Here is a 20,779-nt window from a genome sequence, read left to right as displayed (position 1 = left end):
GGCCGGGCTCCAGCCCTCCGGCATGTTCGTCGCCGCGCACCCACTCTCGGGTCGCCAGTCGCCGGGCATGCATTGGTATGTTCGGGGCCGGGCATTTTCGCCTGGCTCGCTTCAGTGCCTTCATCGACTATGCTGCAGGGTTGGCTACACCGGGAAACTGGTCAACAGTCCTCGCCAAAACCACATGGATGATCATGCGCCGGACCGTACGATTCCTACTGAACGATCGCCAGTTCTCGCTCGAGGGCTTCGACCCCACGCTGACGCTGCTGGACTGGCTGCGCAACGAGCGCCGGCTCATCGGCACCAAGGAAGGCTGCGCCGAGGGCGATTGCGGCGCCTGCACCGTGCTGGTCGGACGGCTGCGCCAAGAGGGCGGCGGCAAGACCGAACTGCGCTATGAGGCGATCAATGCCTGCATCCGCTTCCTGGCGACTCTCGACGGTTGCCACATCGTCACCGTCGAGCATCTGAAGAAGGCTGGTGGAGGCCTGCACCCCGTCCAGCAGGCGATGGTGGAGCTGCACGGCTCGCAATGCGGCTTCTGCACGCCGGGCATCGTGATGTCGCTGACCGCCCTGTGGCTGGGCGCCGCCGAAGCGCCCTCGCGCGAGCGCATCGAGGAGGCTCTTGCCGGCAATCTGTGCCGCTGCACCGGTTATGGCCCGATCGTATCGGCGCTCGACCGGGCCTATGAGATCGAGGCCTCCAGCACCGACTCGCTGAATGTCGGCCGCGCCGAGATCGCCCGCAAGCTGGCCGGTCTTGCCGACCGGGAGGTCATCGAGATTTCCGAAGGCGGGCGCAGGCTGTTCGCTCCCGCCACCTCGGACCAGCTCGCCGAACTCACGGCCGCCCATCCCGATGCCACCCTGGTGGCCGGTGCCACCGATGTCGGCCTGTGGATCACCAAGATGCTGCTGCGTCCGGCCGCCGTGATCACGCTCGGCCGCGTCGGTGAACTCGACCGCATCGAAGACAAGGGCGACCACCTCGTCATCGGCGCCCTGGTCTCGGTCAGCGACGCGCGCGCCGCGCTGGGCGCACTCGACCCGCAGATCGACGAACTCATTCGCCGCTTCGGCTCGGAGCAGGTGCGCAATGCCGGCACCATCGGCGGCAATGTCGCCAACGGCTCGCCTATCGGCGATTCCCCCCCGCTCCTGATCGCGCTCGGCGCCAGCGTGACGCTGCGGCGCGGCGGTGAGCGGCGCACCGTGCCGCTCGAGCAGTTCTTCATCGCCTACAAGAAGCAGGACCGCCAGCCTGGCGATTTCGTCGAGGCCCTGATCGTGCCCAAGCCCAGGCCGGGCACGCTGTTCCACGTCTCCAAGATCTCCAAGCGTTTCGACGAGGACATTTCGGCCGTGTGCGCCGCCTTCCGCCTCGAGCTGGATGGGGCGGGCCTGACCACCAATGCCGTATTGGCCTTCGGCGGCATGGCCGCCACGCCCAAGCGCGCAGCCGCGGCCGAGGCGGCTCTCGCCGGCCGGGCCTTCAATGCCGAAGCCGCCGAAGCTGCGGCCCTCGCCTTGGCCAGTGATTTCAAGCCTCTCGACGACTGGCGCGCCAGCGCACGCTACCGCTCGACGGTAGCCGCCAATCTGATCCGCCGTTTCCAGGCCGAGACCACCACCGGTTCCGTCCACCGGGTTGCCGGCATCCTCCGGAGTGACGCCCATGCATAAGCCCGTCTTCGCTGCAAATCGCGATCAGGTCACCGGCGGCGTCTATCAATCCACCCGTCACGATTCCGGTCACAAGCACGTGGCCGGCGAGGCGCTCTACATCGACGACATGCCCGAACCGGCAGGCCTGCTGCATGCCGCTCTCGGCCTGTCACACTGTGCCCATGGCCTGATCAAGGAGATCGACCTCTCGGCGGTGAAGGACAGTCCCGGCGTCGAACTGGTGCTTACAGCGGCCGATGTTCCCGGCGTCAACGATGTCAGCCCCTCCAACCATCACGACGACCCGGTCTTCGCCGAGGGCAAGGTGATGTTCTACGGCCAGCCGATCTTCGCCGTGATCGCCCGCACCCGCAACGAGGCGCGCCTGGCTGTGGCCAAGGCCAAGATCACCTATGAGGAATTGCCTGCGGTTCTCGACATCGCCGCCGCCCGTAAGGACGGCCAGAAATCCGGTAGCTTGGACCTCGTCGCCGAACCGATGAGCCTCAACCGCGGCGATCTCGATGCGGCGATGGCTGCCGCCCCCCGGCGCATCAAGCGCTCGATGAATCTCGGCGGCCAGGAGCATTTCTATCTGGAAAGCCACATCGCCCTCGCCGTGCCGGGCGAGGACGGCGACGTCACCCTCTATTCCTCCACCCAGCATCCCAGCGAGATCCAGCATGCGGTGGCGCATGTACTGGATGTGCCGAGCAACGCCATCACCTGCGAGATCCGCCGCATGGGCGGCGGCTTCGGCGGCAAGGAGACCCAGGGCAACATCTTCGCCGCCATCGCTGCCCTGGCGGCAAGGCGCACCGGCCAGGCGGTCAAGCTCAGGCCCGATCGCGACGACGACATGGTCGCCACCGGCAAGCGCCACGATTTCGTGATCGACTACGAAGTCGGCTTCGACGATGAAGGCCATATCCTGGCTGTCGATATCCTGTTCGCCGCCCGCTGCGGCTTCTCGGCCGACCTGTCCGGCCCGGTGACCGACCGCGCACTCTTCCATGCGGACAACGCCTATTTCTATCCGGCCGTGCGCCTCAACGCCCAGCCCTTGCGGACCCATACCGTCTCCAACACCGCCTTCCGCGGTTTCGGTGGGCCGCAGGGTGCGATCGGCGCCGAGCGCCTGATCGAGGAAGTGGCCTATGCCACCGGCAAGGATCCGCTCGAAATCCGTAAGCTCAACTTCTATGGCGGGCCGGGCCGCGACCTCACCCCCTATCACCAGACGGTGGAGGCAGACCTCTCGGCCGAGATCATCGCCAAGCTCGAGGCATCGAGCGACTATCAGGCCCGACGCGCCGAAATCCGCGCCGAAAACGCCAGGCAGAATGCCCAGGGTGGCGTCTTCCGGCGCGGCATCGCGCTGACGCCGGTGAAGTTCGGCATCTCCTTCACCAATAGCTGGCAGAATCAGGCCGGCGCGCTGGTGAACGTCTATACCGATGGTTCGGTGAGCGTGAACCATGGCGGCACCGAGATGGGCCAGGGCCTCTACATCAAGGTCGCCCAGGTGGTGGCGCAGGCCTTTCAAATCGATCTCGACATGGTCAAGATCACGCCGACCACCACCGCCAAGGTACCCAACACCTCGCCGACAGCGGCCTCCTCCGGCACCGATCTCAACGGTATGGCGGCGCTGAACGCCTGCAACAACATCAAGGAGCGCATGGTCGCCTACGCCGTGGAGAAGCACGGTATTCCCGCCGACCAGGTCGAATTCCTGCCCGGCCGCGTGCGCGTCGGCAATCGCGAGATCGAATGGCCGGATTTCGTCAAGGAGGTCTATAGCAACCGCATCCAGCTCTCCTCCTCCGGCTTCTATCGCACCCCGGACATCTATTGGGACCGCAAGGCCGGCCGCGGGCGCGCCTTTTACTACTATTCTTACGGCGCCGCCGCCTCGGAAGTCACGATCGACACGCTCACCGGCGAATACCGGGTCGAGCGGGTCGACATCCTGCACGACGTCGGCGCTTCGCTGAATCCGGCCATCGACATCGGCCAGATCGAAGGTGGCTTCGTGCAGGGCATGGGCTGGCTGACCACCGAGGAATTGTGGTGGGACAATAAGGGGCGCCTGCGCACCCACGCGCCCTCCACCTACAAGATCCCGGTGGCTTCGGACCGTCCGCGCATCTTCAACATCGACCTCTTGAACAAGCCCAACCACATGCCTTCGATCCACCGCTCCAAGGCCGTGGGCGAGCCGCCGCTGGTGTTGCCGGTCTCCGTCCTGCACGCCTTGTCGGATGCGGTGGCCAGCATCGGCGACCACAAGATCTTCCCCGATCTCGATGCGCCCGCCACGCCCGAGCGCGTCCTCTTCGCCGTCGAGGCGATGCGCGCGAAGGTGCGGGAGAGGAGCGGGGGCCATGGTTGATCTCGAGATCGGCAAGCTCCTCGCCACGATCGAAGCCGATGGCCGCCAGGCCATTCTGGTCGAGATCGCGGCGGCGCTGGGCTCGACGCCGCGCGGCGTCGACGCGCTGATGCTGGTGACATCCCATGCGGTTGCCGGCACCATCGGCGGCGGCCATCTCGAATTCCATGCCATCGACGTGGCGCGGTCCATGATCGCCGAAGGCAAGGAAGGGCGCGGCCCCAAGGCACAGAGCATGGACCTGCCGCTTGGCCCGATGATGGGCCAGTGCTGCGGCGGCCATGTCACCCTGCGCTTCGAGCCGGTGACCACCAAGGTGGCCGCCTGGCTGGGCGACCATGAGGCCAAGCTCATGGATGCGCGGCCGCCGGTGCTGGTATTCGGGCTCGGCCATACCGGCCGGGCGCTCGCGAGCATGCTCTGCCTGCTGCCTTTCGCGGTGACGCTGGTGGACGATCGCGCCGAGATGCTCGCCGGCCTGCCCGAAAACTGCCGCGTGCGCCATCTGGAGGATCCGGCCGATGCCATCGCGGACGCCCCGGCCGGCGCCGCCTATATCATCCTCACCCATAGCCATGCGCTCGACTACCGGCTGACCGAGGCGGCCCTGGAACGCCGCGATGCCGCCTATGTCGGCATGATCGGCTCCAAGACCAAGCGCAAGCGGTTCGAAAGCCAGTTCCTGCGCAACAGCGGCACCCTGACCATGCTCGGTGAACTGACCTGCCCGATCGGCGGCGCCGATGTCGACGACAAGCGCCCCGAGATCATTGCCAGCCTGACGGCGGCCGAGCTGGTGCGATGCTTCGCCCAGCGCGCCGCCAGGCTGCAACGCCCCGCTTGGGCTCCGGCCAAGACGGGCATCGCAGCCTCGACCGGCTGATCGCCGGTCTCGTACCGGCCAGACTCCGGCCAGAACCTGACCTGAAGTACCGGCGCCCTTCTCCCGCTCGCGGCGAGGATCGCCTCTGCACGCCCATGCCACAGCAATAAGAATGCCGTCGACACCCTGCTGAGTCCGGTGCGATGGCCGCCAAACTCAGGAGGGAAGACACCCGATGACAACGCTAACCCAGATCAGCGAGGCGTCCGGCACCGCCTCGGAGCGAACGGCGCGGGTGCACCCCGTCGATGAGGTCCTGCCTTTCGCCAAGCTGGCGACCTATGGCTTCCAGCACGTACTCGCCTTCTATGCGGGTGCGGTGCTGGTGCCGATCATCGTGGCGAGCGCGCTCAAGCTCAGCCCCGAGCAGTTGATCCACCTGATCAATGCCGACCTCTTCACCTGCGGCATCGCCTCGATCATCCAGGCGGTCGGCATCGGCAATATCGGCGTCCGGCTGCCGCTGCTCCAGGGCGTGACCTTCACCGCGGTGAGCCCGATGATCGCCATCGGCCTCGCCGTCGGCGGCGGCACCGAAGGCCTGCTTTCCATCTATGGCTCCGTGCTGGTGGCCGGCCTGTTCACCTTCGCCGTGGCCTCCTATTTCGCCAGGCTGACCCGCTTCTTCCCGCCGGTGGTGACGGGGTCGGTGATCCTGATCATCGGCGTGGCGCTGCTGCCCGTGGCCGCCAACGACATCGTGGTGGGCAAGGGGCCAAACGCGATGCAGGACCCGGTCTTGCTCAAGAACCTCGCCTACGCCTTCGGCACGCTGGCTCTGATCGTCGGCATCCAGCGCGTGTTCACCGGCTTCATGCAGACCGTCGCGGTGCTGATCGGCCTGGTCGCCGGCACGCTGGTAGCCTGGGCCCTGGGCGATGCCCATTTCAGCGAAGTCGCCAATGCCGGCTGGGTCGGCTATACCTCACCCTTCTATTTCGGCTGGCCGACCTTCTCGATCACCGCCATCCTGTCGATGATGGTGGTGATGATCATCACCATGGTCGAGACCACCGGCGACGTCTTCGCCACCGGCGAGATCGTCAAGAAGCGCATCGCTCCCGAGGACATCGGCCGCGCCATCCGGGCCGACGGCGTCGCCACCTTCATCGGCGGCGTGCTCAACTCCTTTCCCTATACCTGCTTTGCCGAGAATGTCGGCCTGGTCCGGCTTACCCAGGTCAAGAGCCGCTGGGTGATCGTTGCCGCCGGCGTGATCATGATCATCCTGGGCTCGCTGCCCAAGGCGGCTGCCATCGTGGCCGGCATCCCGCATCCCGTGCTCGGCGGCGCCGCGCTCGCCATGTTCGCGGCGGTGGCCGTGGTCGGTATCCAGACGCTCAGCAAGGTCGATTTCAACAATCACAACAACATCGTGATCGTCTCGACCAGCGTGGGCCTGGGCATGCTGGTGACGTCGCAACCCTTCGTGGCCAACGCCTTTCCGCAATGGGCCCAGATCATCTTCGGCTCGGGCATCACGCTGGGCGCCATTTCGGCCATTGCGCTCAACATCATCTTCAACCATGTCGGCAAGGTGCACAGCCCCGCCGTGGCCGGCCGCCCCGGCCATACACTGGTCACCCTCGCCGACGTCAACAAGATGAGCAGCGCCGAATTCGCCAGGACCTTCGGCGGCCTGGTCGAGAATACGCCCTGGGTGCTGGAACGGGCCTATGCCTTGCGGCCCTTCGCCGACACCATCGCACTGCGCTCGGCCTTCCATGACGCCTTGCTCACCGGCTCGGCCGCGGAACAGCTGCAATTGCTGAACTCCTTCGCCGATCTCGGCAGCGAAGGCGACGCAGGCAGTACCTATCTGCTGGATCACGCCGATGCAGGCATCGACAATGAAGATCTGGCCGAGGTGAACAGGCTGGCCGTGGCCTATCGCAAGCATTTCGGCTTCCCGCTGATCATCTGCGCGCATGAAGTCGAGCGCTATGAGCGGGTGCTGGCGACCGGTTGGTCGCGCATGGCCAACTCGCCGACGGTCGAGCGTTCCACGGGCCTGATCGAAATCGCCAAGATCGCCAACCATCGCTTCGACAAGCTCGTCGCCAATGCCAATCCGATCGCCACCTCCCATCTGGTGCAATTGCAGGAGCGGTTCGTGTGAAGCGCCCGGGCGCTTGACGCCAGACGGATCGCGAAGAAAGCCCCCCGCATCGCCTGCCGGGGGCTTTCGGCGTTTGTAATCCTTGCCTCGCGCCGGTGCCGCCCGGGCAGGGTTGTTTGTGACACCCCGATGACGCATGGTCTGCCCGATTCACAATCGAAGGACCGACACGTGGGCGACACCAAGAAGAAAATTTATGAATATCTGATTGAAGGAGCGACGTCGGGTCTGACCGACGAAGAGCTCCATGCGTATATTGTAGGGCGAGTCTCCAAGGCGAACAGCAAACGTATCGCCCGGGCAGGTTTCCTCGCCCTCAGCGATCCGGAATTGACTGATCGGAACGTCCTGAACACGATCTATGCTTTGGCCATCAAGCATAGGCTCGCCGGTAGTGGCGCTGAGGAAGCCGAAGAAGCGTCGGAGGAAAGTTCCGGGAAGGCCAATGCCTCCGACTCCAAGGCGGCGAGCCTGCCCCTGCCGGAGAAGAAGCCCAAGAAATCCTGAGAGTTGGCACCGAGAGCCTACAGCCCTCGAACGTGCCGGGAACGGCAGGTTTGCTTGCTGGGTTCGCCCGATTCTGGGCTCGTGCTATCGTTCGTCGAGTTTCAGAGCCTGGCGCAGCGCCACCAGGCTCTGGGCGGCTCCCTTATCCTCATCCCAATAGCGGGTATGGGTGAAGATCCGCCCGATCAGGGGCACCCGCCCGCTTATTCTGACAGCGACATCCCTGACGCCTGTGCCGAAATTGCCGCGAACCGGCCCCGAGATGATATCGCCGAACAGGGCCAGCTTGCCCGGGTCGTAGATATTGGTCCAACGCACCAGCGAGAAGGGGGCCGCGTGGTGCAGCCGCATCGCTGCCGCCGTCGGATCGGGCACAGGATAGGCATAATCGCCCGAGGCTTCCGTGGCCGGCGGGGCACTCGGCAGCCGGCGTGCCTCGACATCCTGCTTCAGGGCCTCGAGATCGCGCGCAATCAGAAATTCAGCATGGGTGAGCGGGCAGCCGAGGGTGACGAGGTCGGAAATCAGCCAGCGTTTCCTCGGGTCTGAATGCGCCTCCCGGAGGCCTGCGAACAGCCCCTTTTGCGCGATTTGATAGGCATCGAGGAGACCGGCGTCGGAGGGTTTTGCATTGAGGTCCTCGCCCGCCTTTCTCACCGCCGCCAAGGCATCCGCCACCCTACCCGCCGGCGCGAATGTCCGTGCCGCATATTCTTCCGCCCACAGGAGCCGGACCAGGTCATAGGCGATGACGCTGCCCAGGCTGTGGCCGACCAGGATGATGCGGTCATACTCGCCGCTCCTCGAGAGTGTCTGCAAGAGTTCGAGGCCGCGTTTCCGAATCTCGCGGCGCGCCTGGATATTGGCAGGCTTGGCCCGAATGTAATGCGCTACATCGCCGAAATAGGCGACGGCGAAGCCGATGAAGATGGCGCTCAGGGCCGTGAAGACCCAGAGCAGCCCCTTCACCCAGCTATCCAGCTTCCAATCGAGGATTTGTGCCAGGCCCTGCAGAGAAAGGAGGCCGATCACCCCGATCGTGGCGATCCAGAGAGCCAGCCAGATGCCACGGACATCGCTGGGAACCCGGCCCGGCCGACGCAGGAGCAGCGACATGAACCAATCGCGCAACTGGGCCGTGGTGGTGCTCGTGGTGAGATCGGCCCAGTAGAATTCGAAGAAATCGACTCGCGGCGCGTCGCTTCCCTCGTGATGACCGCCTGACCGGGTGGTGATGCGATAAAGTTCGTAGGAGGCATTGCGTGTGTCCGGTTTCCACCAGACCGGGTTTCCACCCTTCGGCGGATCGTCCCGCCGGCGCCCGTCAATGTCAGGATTGTGAACCCAGACGGCTTCGGCGAAGCCCCGTAGGGTCGCCATGGGCATCTGCTCGCCCATGCCATGCGTGAGAATGACGGCACTCTTGCGACCCGGCATCGCATGTCCCCACAATCAAGGCTTGGCAGTGGAGCCAAGCCTTGCCCGGGGAACAGCAAACGACCGAAGTCGTGACGCCTTCGTGAACGGACCGGGTTTCAGGCCTGGTGGGTGATCCTGCCGTCGCAGATCGTCGCGACCGGACGCAGCGCCGCCAGTTCGGCCGCAGGCGTGGCCTCGATATCGCCGGAGAGGATCACGATATCGGCAAGGTAGCCGGGCTTGAGCCGGCCCTTGCGGTCTTCCATGAACTCGACCCAGGCTCCCTCGCTGGTATAGGCGGCAAGCGTTTCCGTCAGGCTCAGGCGTTGGTCGGGCATGCCGTCCTTCCAGGACTGACGGGTCATCGCATCTTGGATGCAGCTCAGCGGCGACAATGGCGAGACCGGCCAGTCTGTTGCAAAGACGATACGCGCGCCGGCATCCTTCAGGGTCCGCCAGGCGAAGGCGAGCGGCCAGCGCGCCTCGCCGATGCGGGTGAGATAGGGTTCCAGGGGCAGGCCCGCCGAGCCGGGCGGATGCGTGGGCTGCATGGACGCCACCGTGCCGAGCTCGGCGAAGCGCTTGACGTCGTCGGGATGGACGACCTCGACATGCTCGATGCGATGCCGGCTGTCGCGTGGCCCGTTGGCCTTGCGCGCGGCCTCATAACCGTCGAGCACGATGCGCACGGCACCGTCTCCGATGGCGTGCACGGCGACCTGCAGGCCGAGCCTGTCGGCCTCGACCGCGACGCGCGCAAAATGCTCGCGCGTGAACAGTGGATCGCCCTTCCAGCCCGGTTCGTCGGCATAATCGTCCACCATCACGGCGGTGCCGGATTCGGTGACGCCATCGACGAAGACCTTGACGAAATCGCAGCGCAGCCTGTCGTTGTCGAAGTGCCGGCGCCAGTCTGCCGCCTTCGCCTCGATCATGCTCAGATCCATGAAGTTCTTCATGTGGAAGGGCATGCGCACGCGCACCGGCAAGCCATGCTCGCGCTCGATCTGCTCCAGGATTTCGAGCTGGTAGAGATTGCCATCCATGGCCTGCACGCTGGTGAGGCCGAGTTCGGCGCAATAGGCGAGGCCCCGGCGGATCAGCGCCAGATCGGAAGCCCGCTCCTCGGGCGTGACATGATCGGGATCCCCGCCCGTGCCGATACCGAGATGGTCGCGCCCGGCGGTAACGCCCATCTCCGCCACCGGATCGATCGCATTGGTTTCCTTGAGCTCGCCGGTGGCCAGTCCATCCTCGCCCATGACGATCTCGTTGCCCACCCCGACGTCGCGCCCCTCGAGGATGCCGGCCGCCTTCAGCGCGGCCGTATTGGCCCAGGCGGTATGGCGATCGGGCGCCAGCATCATGAAGGGCCGATCCGGCAGGATGGCGTCGAGATGGTGGCGGCTGACCTTCTCGGTCTCGGACAGGATGGTGTAGTCGGCCGACAGGCCGACGAGCAGGCGAAGATCGGGATTGGCGGCCGCATAGGCGGTGACGGCCAGCCTGAGGGCCTCGAACCCCTTCACGCCGAACAGGGAAAGCTGGGTGAGAGACACCGAGCCGCCGAAGATGTGCATATGGGCTTCGTTGAGGCCGGGCAGCACGGTGCCACCCCTGGCATCGATGCGCCTTGTGCCTTCCCCCGCCAGAGCCAGGATCTCGCTGTCGCTGCCCACGGCGAGCAGTCGGTTGCCGGCGACCGCCAGGGCCTGGGCGCGCGGGCGCTCCTCATCCATGGTGAGAATGCGGGCATTGTGGATGATGAGATCGGCCTGCGGCATGTGCCCCCCGGAAATCCTGCCGTTGCAATAAGGCGCGCAACAGAGCCTATTACGGCAGGCCGGGCAAGCTATTGAGGCACCGCGGGCCTGCCGCGTTTTGGCGCATGCCTCCCCTGCATGCATCGGGACGCAGGATGGTTGAGCGCCATGGCCGATGTCTCTATTGCTAGGACTATTCGCGCCGCTTTCCCGCACCGGCTGCCCGTTGTTTTCCTCCATTTCGAAACGAACATTGTTTGACCGACAGATCCTTTGAGAAGCCGTTGCGGCCTTCCGCCGATCCTGAGGCACTGCATCCCCCACCGGGAGAGCCGCTGATCGATGTCGAGGAAGGGCCGGAACCCGGTGGAGCGAGCCTGACGGCGCGCGTCCTGCTCGGCGTCAGCCTGGTGCTGATCGCCGCCAATCTCAGGGCGGTGTTCTCGAGCCTGTCGACCGTCTTGCCGGAAATCGTGCGTGACACCGGTCTCAATTCCTTGTGGTCGAGCGTGTTGACCACGCTGCCGGTGGTCTGCCTCGGCATCTTTTCTTTCCCCGCCCCGAGCCTTGCCCGGCGTTTTTCGGCAGAACGCGTCATCCTCGCCTCCATGCTGACCATCGCGCTCGGCACGGGTTTGCGCGGCCTCGGCCAGGCCCCATTCCTCTTCGTCGGGTCCTTCCTGGCCGGCGCCGGCATCGCCATGATCAATGTGCTGCTGCCCGGGCTGGTCAAGCGCGACTTCCCCAAGCAGATCGCCCTGATGACGGGGCTCTACACCATGGCGCTGTGCGGCAGCGCGGCCGCTGCCGCGGCCTTTACCGTGCCGCTCGAAAAGGCACTGTCCGGCAGTTGGCCCGCCGCGCTGGCTTTGTGGGGGGTGCCGGCACTCGCCGCCGCCATGATCTGGGCACCGCAGGCTTTCAAGGCGGGCCATGACCACGCTGCCGCCAAGCCGGCCGTCAAGGGGCTGTTCCGTGACAGGCTCGCCTGGAAAGTCACGCTGTTCATGGGCCTGCAATCGGCCATGGCCTATATCGTCTTCGGCTGGATGGCACCGATGCTGCGCGATCGCGGCATGGAAGGCACCAGTGCGGGGCTTCTGGTGTCGGGCTCCGTTGTCGTGCAGATGCTGGCCTGCCTGGCGACGCCGCCTCTGGCCATGCGCGGGCGCGACCAGCGCCTCGTCTGCCTTGTCCTGCTCGCCTGCGGCGCGGTCGGATTTGCCGGCTGCTACTGGCTGCCCCTGTCGCTCACCTGGATCGGCGCCATCTTCTGCGGCATCGGCCAGGGTGGCCTGATCGCGGTGGCGATGACGCTGATCATCCTGCGCTCGCCCGATGCGCATGTCGCCGCCCGCCTGTCCGGCATGGCGCAGGGCTTCGGCTATATCATTGCCGGTTTCGGCCCGCTGCTTGCGGGGCTGCTGCGCGGCATCACCGGCAGCTTTGCGGCACCGACGCTGCTGTTCATCGCCTTCGCCCTCATCGCCGCCTGGAGTGCCCTGGAAGCGGGGCAGGACAAGATGGTGCAGGTGAAGGCTGAGTGAGGCGTAACGAACCTTCTTCACGCAGTGGAGAAGGCTCGTCGCGGCCGGTTCTGGTCCGCCTCAAGTCCCTGTGTCCGCGATCAAGCCTGACAGTGGCCGGTTCTGGCGTTCCACCTGGGCCTTCAGCGCTTCCAGGGGCATGGCCTCGTCCTTGGCGAATTCGATGAACATCAGGTTGAGATTGTTGAAGAACATCTCGCCGGCTGCGGCCGCGTCTACATCCGCACGGACGGCGCCGCGCCTCTGCAAGGTCTGGACCAGGCTCGAGACCTGCCCACAGAGCCGCCGGTCGAGCTCGGTGTAGCGCCGGCTGAACGGGCTGTCGGGCTGCTGGATCGACAGCGCCATGGCAACCCGCCACATCTCCTTGGACAGATAGACCAGGGAATGGTCGTAATATTGCTCGATCAGTGCCTGCAGGGCCGCCGCGACGGTCGCAGGCGGATTGGCCACGATGCGGCGGCCCGCATCCAGCACCTCCTCTACCTCCATGGTGACGGCCGCGAGCAGGATGTCGCCCTTGTTCTGGTAGTAGTTGTAGAGAGTGCCGACCGATACTTCCGCGCGTTCGGCGATGTCCTCGATCCTGGCGCTATCATAGCCCACGTCCCGAAAGAGCCACGTGGCCGCCTCGAGGATGCGCCGGTTCCTGTCCGCCTTCTGCTTTGCGCGTAGCCCCGCCATATCACCTCCCTTGGCCGCATCCTCTGAATGTGTTCTAAAATTGATATTGACTTAAAAAATGAACTCACTCAATTTCTTTATTAGAGCACCGTCAATGCGTGCCGCCAGCCAGAGGTTTGACATGACATTCGCAAGCCGCGCCCCTGCGCGCCGTCTCCTCCTCGCCACCATCCTCGCCAGCACGGCCGGCCTTTCGAGCATGGCAACCGCCCGTGCCGCCGACGAGCTCAATGCCCTGGTCTGGTGCGACCATACCGACCCGGCCCTGATCGAGCCCTTCGAGAAGGCCAACAACGTCAAGGTCAACCTCAAGACCTATGAAGGCACCGGCGCGGGCCTCTCCATCATCGCCCAGTCCCGGCCGGGCGATTGGGACGTGCTGGTGATCGACGCCATCGACGTCAAGCGCGCCGTCGACCAGAATCTGCTGGCCGAAATGCCCGCCGATGCCCTGCCGTTGGCCGACACGTTCCCGGAAGTGCGCATGGAGGCCCAGAACAGCAAGGACGGTAAGATCTACGCCGCCACCGAAAAGTTCGGCTACAACACGATTTCCTACGACAAGACCAAGGTCGACCCGAAGGACATGAAGGACCTGTCGGTGATGTGGTCCGACAAATACAAGGGCCGCATCGCCATCTATGACTATTACATGCCGGTGATGGGCCTGGTTCAGGTCGGCCTCGGCAAGAAGACGGCCGAGCTCTCGGACGCCGACCTGCCGGCCATCCAGGAAAAACTTGCCGCGATGAAGAAGGTCTCCAAGCAGGTCAGCGAGGTCACCGCCTCGCAGACCGCCCTGGCCACGGGCGAAGTCGACATCCTGGTCGGTGGCGGCGAATGGATCACCGCAGCGCTCTCGGCCGAAAAGCCCAATCTCGACTGGACCGTGCCGGATCAGGGCGCTGTGCGCTGGGCGCAGTCGATCGGGGTGATGAAGGATGCCGCCCACAAGGAGCTGGCCCTGAAATTCGTGCAATACATCCTCAGCCCGGAAGGCCAGGCGCGCCTCGCCACCTCCTCCTGCTATTGGGCGATGCCCGCCAACAGACGCGCCGGCGACAACCTGACCGATGCCCAGAAGACGGCCCTGCGCTGGAACGACCAGGCCGGCTATCTCGCCAAGGCTCAGCTCTATCCCGCGCCCAATGCCGATCTCGACAAGAAGATGCAGGACGCCTGGACCGACATGATGCAGCAGTGAGGTTGGAGCGCGGACTTCCAGTCCGCTCTTGAAAACGCCTCGCTTGCAGGATGGGAAGAGCGGACTGGAAGTCCGCGCTCCAAGGAGCCCTCATGACCGCATCCAGTCTCGAAGCAGCCGAGCATCGCAGGGCCTGGGGCTTCGTCCTGCCGGCGCTTGGCTGGACGCTGGCCTTCTTCATCGTGCCCTTCGGCTTCATGGCGGCGATGAGCCTGTGGTCGCTGCAGGGCGGGCAGATCGTCCAGAGCTGGAATCTGAACAACTACCTGGCTTTCATCCAGAAGGAGTCCCTTCTCAAGGGCCTCGTCAATTCGCTGGAAATCACGGCGATGGTGACGGTGCTTTCGGTGCTGCTCGCCTATCCCCTCGCCTGGATCATCGCCGAACGCGTGCCCAAGCGCTATCAGCGCCTCGCCCTCATCCTGGCGGTGCTGCCGTTCTGGACCTCCTATGTGGTGCGTTCCTATGCCTGGCTGCTGGTGCTCTCCAAGGCCGGCGTGATCAACCAGGCACTGCTCGCGCTCGGGGTGATCGGCGAGCCACTCGACCTCGCCTCGACACGCACCGCCACCGTGATCGGTTTCGTGCATTTCTTCGTGATGCTGCTGACGCTGACCATCTATGCCAATCTGATCCAGCTCTCGCCGAACTACCGGCGGGCCGCGGCCGATCTCGGCGCCAACGGCCTGCAGACCTTCTGGCATGTGGTGCTCCCCCTGACCCTGCCGGGCATCATGACGGGAGCGTTCCTCACCTTCGTGCTCTGCATCGGCGACTACGTCACCCCGCAGATCCTCGGCGGCAACAACGAGCTGGTTCTGCCGCAGATCATCATGCTCCAGCTCGGGCGCCGGGCCGACCTGCCCATGGCCGCCACCCTGTCGATCATCCTGATGGTAGTGGTGACGCTGGCCTATGTCGCCTGCGCGCGCTGGCTGAAGATCGAGAGGGCCTGAGCATGACGCGCAAGACCTTGTTCAACGCCCTCAGCGGTCTTTATGCCGTGGCGATCTTCGGCTTCATCTTCCTGCCGGTGGCGGTGCTGGTGCTGTTCTCCTTCCAGGACGGCCGCCTGCCGGTGCCGCCGTTCAACGGGGCCTCGCTGCAATGGTACCGGGCGGTGTTCGCCGACGGCAAGCTGATGGCGGCCATGCTCAATTCCCTCATGGTGGGCATCGGCTCTTCTGTCGTCGCCTGCCTGCTCGGCTTCCTCGCCGCTTATGCCCTGGCGCGCTACAAGCTGCCCGGCTCGGCGCTGCAACGCGGCCTTTTGATCGCGCCGATGACGGTGAGCTACCTCATCATCGCCCTCGGCCTGCTGACGGTGCTGAACGCCCTGCACCTGCCGCTCTCGCTGTGGACGGTGAGCATCGGCCATGTGGTGATCAACCTGCCGCTGTGCTTTGCCATCATCTATTCCTCGATGGGCGACCACCACATCAACATCGAGCGAGCCGCCCGCGATCTCGGCGCCAGCGACCTCAAGGTGATGGCGCTGGTCACCGCCCCGATGCTCACGCCCTCGATCCTCGCCGCCTTCTTCCTGTCCGTCACCTTCAGCTGGGACGAATTCATCATCGCCTTCCTGCTGTCCCGCTTCGACGTCACCCTGCCCGTCGAGATCTGGAATCTCCTGCGCTCGGGCCTCAACCCCAAGACCAACGCCATCGGCTCGCTGGTCTTCCTCATCTCCATCCTGGTGCTGGTCATCGTCGAACTCACCGTCTTCGGAAGGGCCAAGAAATCATGAGAGAACCGAAATCATGACCGCCTCGGTTTCCGTCCGCAATGCCAGCAAGACCTTCGGGGCCTTCACCGCCCTGGACGATGTCTCGCTCGAGATCGCGGCCGGCGAGTTCATCGTGCTGCTCGGCCCTTCCGGCTGCGGCAAGACCACCCTGCTCTCGATCCTGGGCGGCTTCCTGACGCCGAGCGCCGGGCAGGTGCTGATCGGCGGCAAGGACATGACGAACGTGCCGCCGGCGCGGCGGCCCACCACCACCATGTTCCAGGACTATGCCCTCTTCCCGCATATGCGCCTGATCGACAATGTCGGCTTCGGCCTGCGCATGCGCGGCATGGGGCGGACCGAGCGCGACGAGAAGGCGCTGAGCTACCTCGCACTGGTCGGCCTCGACAAGGCGGCCGCCAAGAAGCCGCATGAATTGTCGGGAGGCCAGCGCCAGCGCGTCGCCCTTGCCCGCGCTTTGGCTGTCGATCCCGACGTGCTGCTGCTCGACGAGCCGCTCGGCGCGCTCGACCTCAAGCTGCGTCGCCAGATGCAGGACGAGCTGAAGGCGATCCAGAAGCGGGTCGGCACCACCTTCGTGCATGTCACCCACGACCAGGAGGAGGCGATGGCCATCGCCGATCGCATCGTGGTGATGAATGCAGGCCATATCGAGGATTTCGGGCCGCCGTCCCAGGTCTATATGCGGCCGCGCTCGCTGTTCTCCGCCGGCTTCATGGGCGAGGCCAATTTCATTGCCGGTGAGGTCGCCGATCTCTCGGGCGATCAGACCCGCATCGATACCGCCCTGGGCAGTGTCGTGCTGCCCTGCGCCGGCTTCACCACGGGCGAGCCTCGCAGGAACGAGGCGGTGACGCTCTGCATCCGGCCCGAGCATTTCCGCCCGACGGCGGGCGAGGAAGGGCCGATGGTTTCACTGGGCGAGGCCATAGTCACGGGCGGGGCTTTCTTCGGCACGCATTACCGCTGCCATCTCCAACCCGCCGCCGGGCCGGCCCTGGTCGCGCATCTGCCGCAATCGGCCAGCCTCAGGGAGGGGCAGTCTCTGGCGCTTGCGGTCAAGCCCGATGATGTGGTGATCTTGTCCTGACGCGTCCGGACGACAACAGGAAAACGCCCGATGCAGCGGATAAGCCCCGATAAATGGTACGAGGTAAGGCGTCTTGCCGACGACATCACCGCCATCGGCGAGCCCCATATCCAGGAATTCTATCGCTGCAACATCTGGCATGTCCGCGGGCGCGACCGCGACATGCTGGTTGATAGCGGCATGGGCGTGGTGTCCCTGCGCGAATGGGTGCCCATGGTCACCGAGCAGGACCTGATCGCGGTGGCGAGCCACACCCATTTCGACCATATCGGCTGCCATCACGAGTTCGAATGCCGCGCCGTCCATAGTGCCGAAGCGGATCTTCTCGCCAACCCGACGCGGCAGAATACCCTGGCCGATCCCTATGTTACCGACGAGATTTTCGACGCCCTGCCGCCGGAGCCCTATTGCTCGACCTGCTATGCCGTAAAGCGGGCACCGGCCACACGCCTCCTGGAAGATGGCGATATCATCGACCTCGGTGACCGCGTCTTCGAGGTGATCCACACGCCCGGCCATTCACCGGGCGGCATCGCGCTGTGGGAAAAACGCACAGCGACGCTGTTTTCCGGCGACATCCTCTATGACGGGCCGCTGATCGAGGACACCTACCACGCCAACGCACAGGACTACGTCGCCTCGATGGAGCGGCTGCTGCGCCTGCCCGTCCGCATTGTGCATGGCGGGCATTTTCCCAGCTTCAGCGGCGAGCGCTACCGTCAGTTGATCCGCACCTGGCTCGAAGGCAAGGGCAGGAGTGTGCCGCCGGCGTGACGCTTCAGGCCACCCGCAGGATGCGGCCCGGGAAGTCGGTGAAGACGCCGGCAACGCCGAGGGAGAACAGCTCCAGCGCCCGCTCGGCGGTGTTGACGGTATAGGACAGCAGCGGACGTCCAGTCGCCTTGTAGGCGGCGATGCTCTCGGGCGTCTCGCGCTCCTGGTCGAAATTGATAGAGGCCGCTGCCACCCTGTCGGCAATGTCGGCCCAATCGGCCGGGCGATCCCAGATCAGATAGCCACGCGGCAGATCGGGGGCGAGGTCTCTCGCCGCTTCCAGGCTTTCGACCGAGAAGGAGGAGAGAATCAGCGGCGCCCCGGTCGGGCCAAAGGCGCGGATCGTCTTCAGGGCGACCTCTGCGGTGCGAACATCGGTGCCAGGCGAGGGCTTGATCTCGACATTGAGGCCAAGCTTCAGCTCCTTGCACAGTGCAAGCACCGAAGGCAGGTCTGGAATGCGCTCGCCGGCGAATGGACGGCCGAAGCGCACACCCGCATCGAGAGCCTGGAGCTCCTGCCAGGTAAGGTCGATGACCGGTCCCCGCCCCGTGGTGGTTCGCTCCAGCGTATCGTCATGAATGACGACGGGCACCCCGTCCTTGCTGAGCTGCACGTCGATCTCGACCATCGCAACGCCAAAGGCTGCTGCGCAGCGGATCGATTCGAGCGTGTTCTCCGGCGCGTGCGCGGCAGCGCCGCGATGCCCAATGACACGGGGAAGGGTGAGGGGCATCGTCGGTCTCCAGAAGCGGATCAAGAGGATCACACGCTCCATGGCCCGAAGCGCCGCCAATGGCAAGATCACGAACCCAGCTGCCCCCACTTCTTCGCACGACGGCAGGCCGATCCAGACGCACCGTCCCCGCACCCGGATAGGGATGCGGAGACGCAATTTTGATTTTTTCAGATTTTTCGTGAGGACCGGTTCCTGGACCGACCTCGGATCGGCTGGGTTCACCCCCCGGGAACGCCAACCTCAAATCTTAGGTCATGAGACGATTGAACGAACTGTGGCGGTGCCGGCTTTCGGTTTGGACCAGGTCCGCTTGAGTGAACCACCTCGCAAAGCCCACGCTTTGCACCAGGGCGTCAGGCCCTTGAGGCAGTTCAGAAGGGAAGGCTCAGCCGGTTATTCGCTCGGCAAGCCGAGGGCGGCCGCGACGCGGCGCAGATGCGCGGGGCTGACATCGTTGCCCAGTTCGAGGTCTTCTATCTCATCGACCGTGAGACCGCAGGTGACCGCGAGATCTTCCCTGCTGTATCCCTTGGCTTCGCGGACCTGCCTGAAGAGGTCCGTACCGACGGGCACCGAGGAAGTGCAGGTCTGGGCAAGGGTATGATCGCTTCCGGTATGGGACATATAAATCCTCCTTGTTGAGAACCGGGGAAATGGATTTGTTGTGTGTCTCCCGTCCTGGATGGTGAAGGCGGCACAACATGCCTTCCAATTAACGATTTGCCAAGTATCCGTCTGCGCGGCTTGTGCATTGCGAGCACAACACTGCACGAGGGACTACTTAAGCTACTGTTTCAGCTTTGCAATATCGATCAAACACGGGAAAAGGCCTAGGGAGATCGGCCCTTTCCTTAGGTATTGCCTTTAATCTGTCTTGGTTGGAACAGGAGCGAATCAGGCTTTTTGACCACCGGCAAGGATCGCACTCCACCTGCCATGGTCGCCACGCACGGATACTGACAGCTCGCGCCCGGGAGATCAAGCCGTCCTTTGCAGGGTCGCCCACATCCGGGCCATTTCGCGATCTGGCGACATCCGAGGAGGTCAAAAAAGAACGTTAAAACAAAGAATTACAACAAAAACAATTCAGGCATGAACACGCTTTGCCCTGGCACTCAGATAGTGGCGAATGGGAACATCATAGCAATAATGCGCCAGCAAACCGCCGATGATCGCGGCGACCACGACGATGGGAGCTTCGACATAGAAATTCTGCGCACCGAAGAACGAGCGGTAGAGGCCGTTGACCCAGCAGAAGATCGGAAAATGCAGGCAATAAAGCGGGTAGGATACGGTACCCGCGGTCGAGCAAAACGATGCAAGCCTGCCCGAACAATGAGCCCTGGCGCCCGCCACCACCAAAGCGGGCGAAACCAGAGCCACCCAGGTGAGCTGCACCGCCCGCGGCAGTTCCGTCGGCCAGAAGAACAAGATGGCCATCACGCCGACCAGCAGCCCGAATACAACCGTCCATCCCTCCCACGCCGGCATCCTGTCCCGCATCTGATAGAGCACGACCCCGATGAAGAACGAGGCGCCGACGCGCGGGAAGCCGGCAAGGAAGGTATTGGGGGTATCCCCGCCCAAGCCGGTGATCATCAGGACGCACAGGCAGGCCAGGGCGATGGCGGCGGCGACCTTCTCCAGATTGGTGTGACGCAGGCGCCACCACAGCAGATTCGCGGTGATCTCGAGCAGGATGGTGTATTGCGGTACATTCAGCGGGAAAAAGCTGGGCCCTCCGATTTCGGCAGGAGCGCTGAAATTCGGCAGGCTGAAGGTGGAGAGCATCAGCGCATTCAGCAACTCGGCATAGGGAACCGGCGCGTGCTCGATGGCGCCGCGGACAACGAGATAGGCGGCACTGATGGCGAGGGCGAGGACTGTCAGCGGCAAGAGGCGCAGCAGACGTACGCGCAGAAATTTGAAACTATCCATCGAGCGGGTCTGCCCCATATAGGCATAGGACAGCACATAGCCGCTGAGGCAGAAGAACAAATCGACCGCCAGATAGCTGTTCCTGGCGACCCAGGGTACCGCCAGCCAGCTGCCGAGATGGATCAGCATCACGCAAAATGCGGCAAAGCCACGCAAACCGTCGAGCAACAGGAAATGCGGTTTGGCGGCCCCATTGCCGGGGATCGCGAAATGACGCTGCATCCTTACCTCGCCTTGTCTTGAGCAAGGGCGTTCATGCCTGAACGCCTCATTGCTCTAACGCCTTGTTTCCACGCG

At 64.4% G+C, this 20,779-nt stretch carries 17 protein-coding genes; 11 read left to right on the top strand and 6 right to left on the bottom strand.

The annotated features are described in order from the left end of the window. Positions 1-188 precede the first annotated feature (188 nt). The 5 genes from xdhA (at position 189) to AB4037_RS05750 (ending at position 7,574) form a co-directional block, all read left to right on the top strand. Positions 189-1,688 carry a xanthine dehydrogenase small subunit gene (gene xdhA, locus AB4037_RS05770; protein ID WP_441770852.1) on the top strand — a complete coding sequence of 500 codons (1,500 nt, stop codon included), beginning with the start codon at positions 189-191 and terminating at the stop codon, positions 1,686-1,688. After that, positions 1,681-4,065 (top strand): xanthine dehydrogenase molybdopterin binding subunit, encoded by a 2,385-nt coding sequence (gene xdhB / locus AB4037_RS05765; RefSeq protein ID WP_441770851.1) that lies wholly within the window; start codon positions 1,681-1,683, stop codon positions 4,063-4,065. The genes xdhA and xdhB overlap by 8 nt, the downstream gene beginning before the upstream one ends. Next, the gene (xdhC, locus tag AB4037_RS05760; protein WP_441770850.1) at positions 4,058-4,948 is read left to right on the top strand and encodes a xanthine dehydrogenase accessory protein XdhC; all 891 of its coding nucleotides are present in this window, start codon (positions 4,058-4,060) and stop codon (positions 4,946-4,948) included. The genes xdhB and xdhC overlap by 8 nt, the downstream gene beginning before the upstream one ends. Positions 4,949-5,123: 175 nt before the next feature. Next, positions 5,124-7,067 carry a solute carrier family 23 protein gene (locus AB4037_RS05755; protein WP_441770849.1) on the top strand — a complete coding sequence of 648 codons (1,944 nt, stop codon included), beginning with the start codon at positions 5,124-5,126 and terminating at the stop codon, positions 7,065-7,067. Between the two features lie 171 nt (positions 7,068-7,238). Next, a complete protein-coding gene (locus AB4037_RS05750) occupies positions 7,239-7,574 on the top strand; it encodes a hypothetical protein (RefSeq protein WP_434958778.1) in 336 nt (111 codons plus the stop codon). Positions 7,575-7,658: 84 nt separating this feature from the next. Here AB4037_RS05750 and AB4037_RS05745 read toward each other — a convergent pair whose 3' ends face one another. Both AB4037_RS05745 and AB4037_RS05740 read right to left on the bottom strand, forming a co-directional pair. Then, positions 7,659-9,011: a hypothetical protein gene (locus AB4037_RS05745; protein WP_434958779.1), complete on the bottom strand. Its 1,353-nt coding sequence runs from the start codon at positions 9,009-9,011 to the stop codon at positions 7,659-7,661. 98 nt (positions 9,012-9,109) lie between these two features. Further along, entirely contained in the window at positions 9,110-10,777 is a 1,668-nt protein-coding gene (locus AB4037_RS05740) for an amidohydrolase (protein WP_441770848.1), read from the bottom strand. 236 nt (positions 10,778-11,013) lie between these two features. On the opposite strand from AB4037_RS05740, the gene AB4037_RS05735 reads away from it, so the two are divergent. Beyond that, positions 11,014-12,303, top strand: coding sequence for a CynX/NimT family MFS transporter (locus AB4037_RS05735; protein ID WP_441770847.1), 1,290 nt, complete (start codon positions 11,014-11,016; stop codon positions 12,301-12,303). A gap of 60 nt (positions 12,304-12,363) precedes the next feature. Here the strand turns inward: AB4037_RS05735 and AB4037_RS05730 are convergent, their stop codons facing one another. Continuing rightward, the gene (locus tag AB4037_RS05730; protein ID WP_434958782.1) at positions 12,364-12,987 is read right to left on the bottom strand and encodes a TetR/AcrR family transcriptional regulator; all 624 of its coding nucleotides are present in this window, start codon (positions 12,985-12,987) and stop codon (positions 12,364-12,366) included. Between the two features lie 121 nt (positions 12,988-13,108). Between AB4037_RS05730 and AB4037_RS05725 the strand changes: the two genes are divergently transcribed. From AB4037_RS05725 to AB4037_RS05705, 5 genes are all read left to right on the top strand, one after another. Next, positions 13,109-14,191 (top strand): polyamine ABC transporter substrate-binding protein, encoded by a 1,083-nt coding sequence (locus AB4037_RS05725; protein WP_434958783.1) that lies wholly within the window; start codon positions 13,109-13,111, stop codon positions 14,189-14,191. A gap of 92 nt (positions 14,192-14,283) precedes the next feature. Then, positions 14,284-15,147 carry an ABC transporter permease gene (locus AB4037_RS05720; RefSeq protein WP_434958784.1) on the top strand — a complete coding sequence of 288 codons (864 nt, stop codon included), beginning with the start codon at positions 14,284-14,286 and terminating at the stop codon, positions 15,145-15,147. A 2-nt stretch (positions 15,148-15,149) separates the two neighbouring features. Then, complete coding sequence (locus AB4037_RS05715) at positions 15,150-15,941, top strand: ABC transporter permease (protein ID WP_441770846.1); 792 nt, start codon at positions 15,150-15,152, stop codon at positions 15,939-15,941. Positions 15,942-15,954: 13 nt separating this feature from the next. Then, positions 15,955-17,031 carry an ABC transporter ATP-binding protein gene (locus AB4037_RS05710; RefSeq protein WP_441770845.1) on the top strand — a complete coding sequence of 359 codons (1,077 nt, stop codon included), beginning with the start codon at positions 15,955-15,957 and terminating at the stop codon, positions 17,029-17,031. 30 nt (positions 17,032-17,061) lie between these two features. Then, complete coding sequence (locus tag AB4037_RS05705; protein ID WP_441770844.1) at positions 17,062-17,805, top strand: MBL fold metallo-hydrolase; 744 nt, start codon at positions 17,062-17,064, stop codon at positions 17,803-17,805. Positions 17,806-17,809: 4 nt separating this feature from the next. On the opposite strand, the gene AB4037_RS05700 is transcribed toward AB4037_RS05705, so the two are convergent. The 3 genes from AB4037_RS05700 to AB4037_RS05690 all read right to left on the bottom strand — a co-directional run bounded on the left by AB4037_RS05700 (position 17,810) and on the right by AB4037_RS05690 (position 20,704). Next, on the bottom strand, positions 17,810-18,541 hold the full coding sequence (locus tag AB4037_RS05700) for a glycerophosphoryl diester phosphodiesterase (RefSeq protein WP_434958788.1): 732 nt from the start codon (positions 18,539-18,541) through the stop codon (positions 17,810-17,812). Positions 18,542-18,937: 396 nt separating this feature from the next. Beyond that, the gene (locus AB4037_RS05695) at positions 18,938-19,168 is read right to left on the bottom strand and encodes a helix-turn-helix domain-containing protein (RefSeq protein WP_434958789.1); all 231 of its coding nucleotides are present in this window, start codon (positions 19,166-19,168) and stop codon (positions 18,938-18,940) included. A 462-nt stretch (positions 19,169-19,630) separates the two neighbouring features. Continuing rightward, positions 19,631-20,704 (bottom strand): acyltransferase family protein, encoded by a 1,074-nt coding sequence (locus AB4037_RS05690; protein ID WP_434958790.1) that lies wholly within the window; start codon positions 20,702-20,704, stop codon positions 19,631-19,633. Positions 20,705-20,779 lie beyond the last annotated feature (75 nt).

The sequence above is a fragment of the Labrys sp. KB_33_2 genome, from assembly GCF_052114505.1.
GTDB lineage: Bacteria > Pseudomonadota > Alphaproteobacteria > Rhizobiales > Labraceae > Labrys.
This window is presented reverse-complemented; position numbering and strand designations above follow the sequence as displayed.

Bases quoted from the DNA above. Each gene is read 5' to 3' on its own strand.
- xdhA (WP_441770852.1), top strand. From the start codon at position 189: ATGATCATGCGCCGGACCGTACGATTCCTACTGAACGATCGCCAGTTC.
- xdhB (WP_441770851.1), top strand. From the start codon at position 1,681: ATGCATAAGCCCGTCTTCGCTGCAAATCGCGATCAGGTCACCGGCGGC.
- xdhC (WP_441770850.1), top strand. From the start codon at position 4,058: ATGGTTGATCTCGAGATCGGCAAGCTCCTCGCCACGATCGAAGCCGAT.
- AB4037_RS05755 (WP_441770849.1), top strand. From the start codon at position 5,124: ATGACAACGCTAACCCAGATCAGCGAGGCGTCCGGCACCGCCTCGGAG.
- AB4037_RS05745 (WP_434958779.1), bottom strand. From the start codon at position 9,011: ATGCCGGGTCGCAAGAGTGCCGTCATTCTCACGCATGGCATGGGCGAG.
- AB4037_RS05740 (WP_441770848.1), bottom strand. From the start codon at position 10,777: ATGCCGCAGGCCGATCTCATCATCCACAATGCCCGCATTCTCACCATG.
- AB4037_RS05730 (WP_434958782.1), bottom strand. From the start codon at position 12,987: ATGGCGGGGCTACGCGCAAAGCAGAAGGCGGACAGGAACCGGCGCATC.
- AB4037_RS05725 (WP_434958783.1), top strand. From the start codon at position 13,109: ATGACATTCGCAAGCCGCGCCCCTGCGCGCCGTCTCCTCCTCGCCACC.
- AB4037_RS05720 (WP_434958784.1), top strand. From the start codon at position 14,284: ATGACCGCATCCAGTCTCGAAGCAGCCGAGCATCGCAGGGCCTGGGGC.
- AB4037_RS05715 (WP_441770846.1), top strand. From the start codon at position 15,150: ATGACGCGCAAGACCTTGTTCAACGCCCTCAGCGGTCTTTATGCCGTG.
- AB4037_RS05710 (WP_441770845.1), top strand. From the start codon at position 15,955: ATGACCGCCTCGGTTTCCGTCCGCAATGCCAGCAAGACCTTCGGGGCC.
- AB4037_RS05705 (WP_441770844.1), top strand. From the start codon at position 17,062: ATGCAGCGGATAAGCCCCGATAAATGGTACGAGGTAAGGCGTCTTGCC.
- AB4037_RS05700 (WP_434958788.1), bottom strand. From the start codon at position 18,541: ATGCCCCTCACCCTTCCCCGTGTCATTGGGCATCGCGGCGCTGCCGCG.
- AB4037_RS05695 (WP_434958789.1), bottom strand. From the start codon at position 19,168: ATGTCCCATACCGGAAGCGATCATACCCTTGCCCAGACCTGCACTTCC.
- AB4037_RS05690 (WP_434958790.1), bottom strand. From the start codon at position 20,704: ATGCAGCGTCATTTCGCGATCCCCGGCAATGGGGCCGCCAAACCGCAT.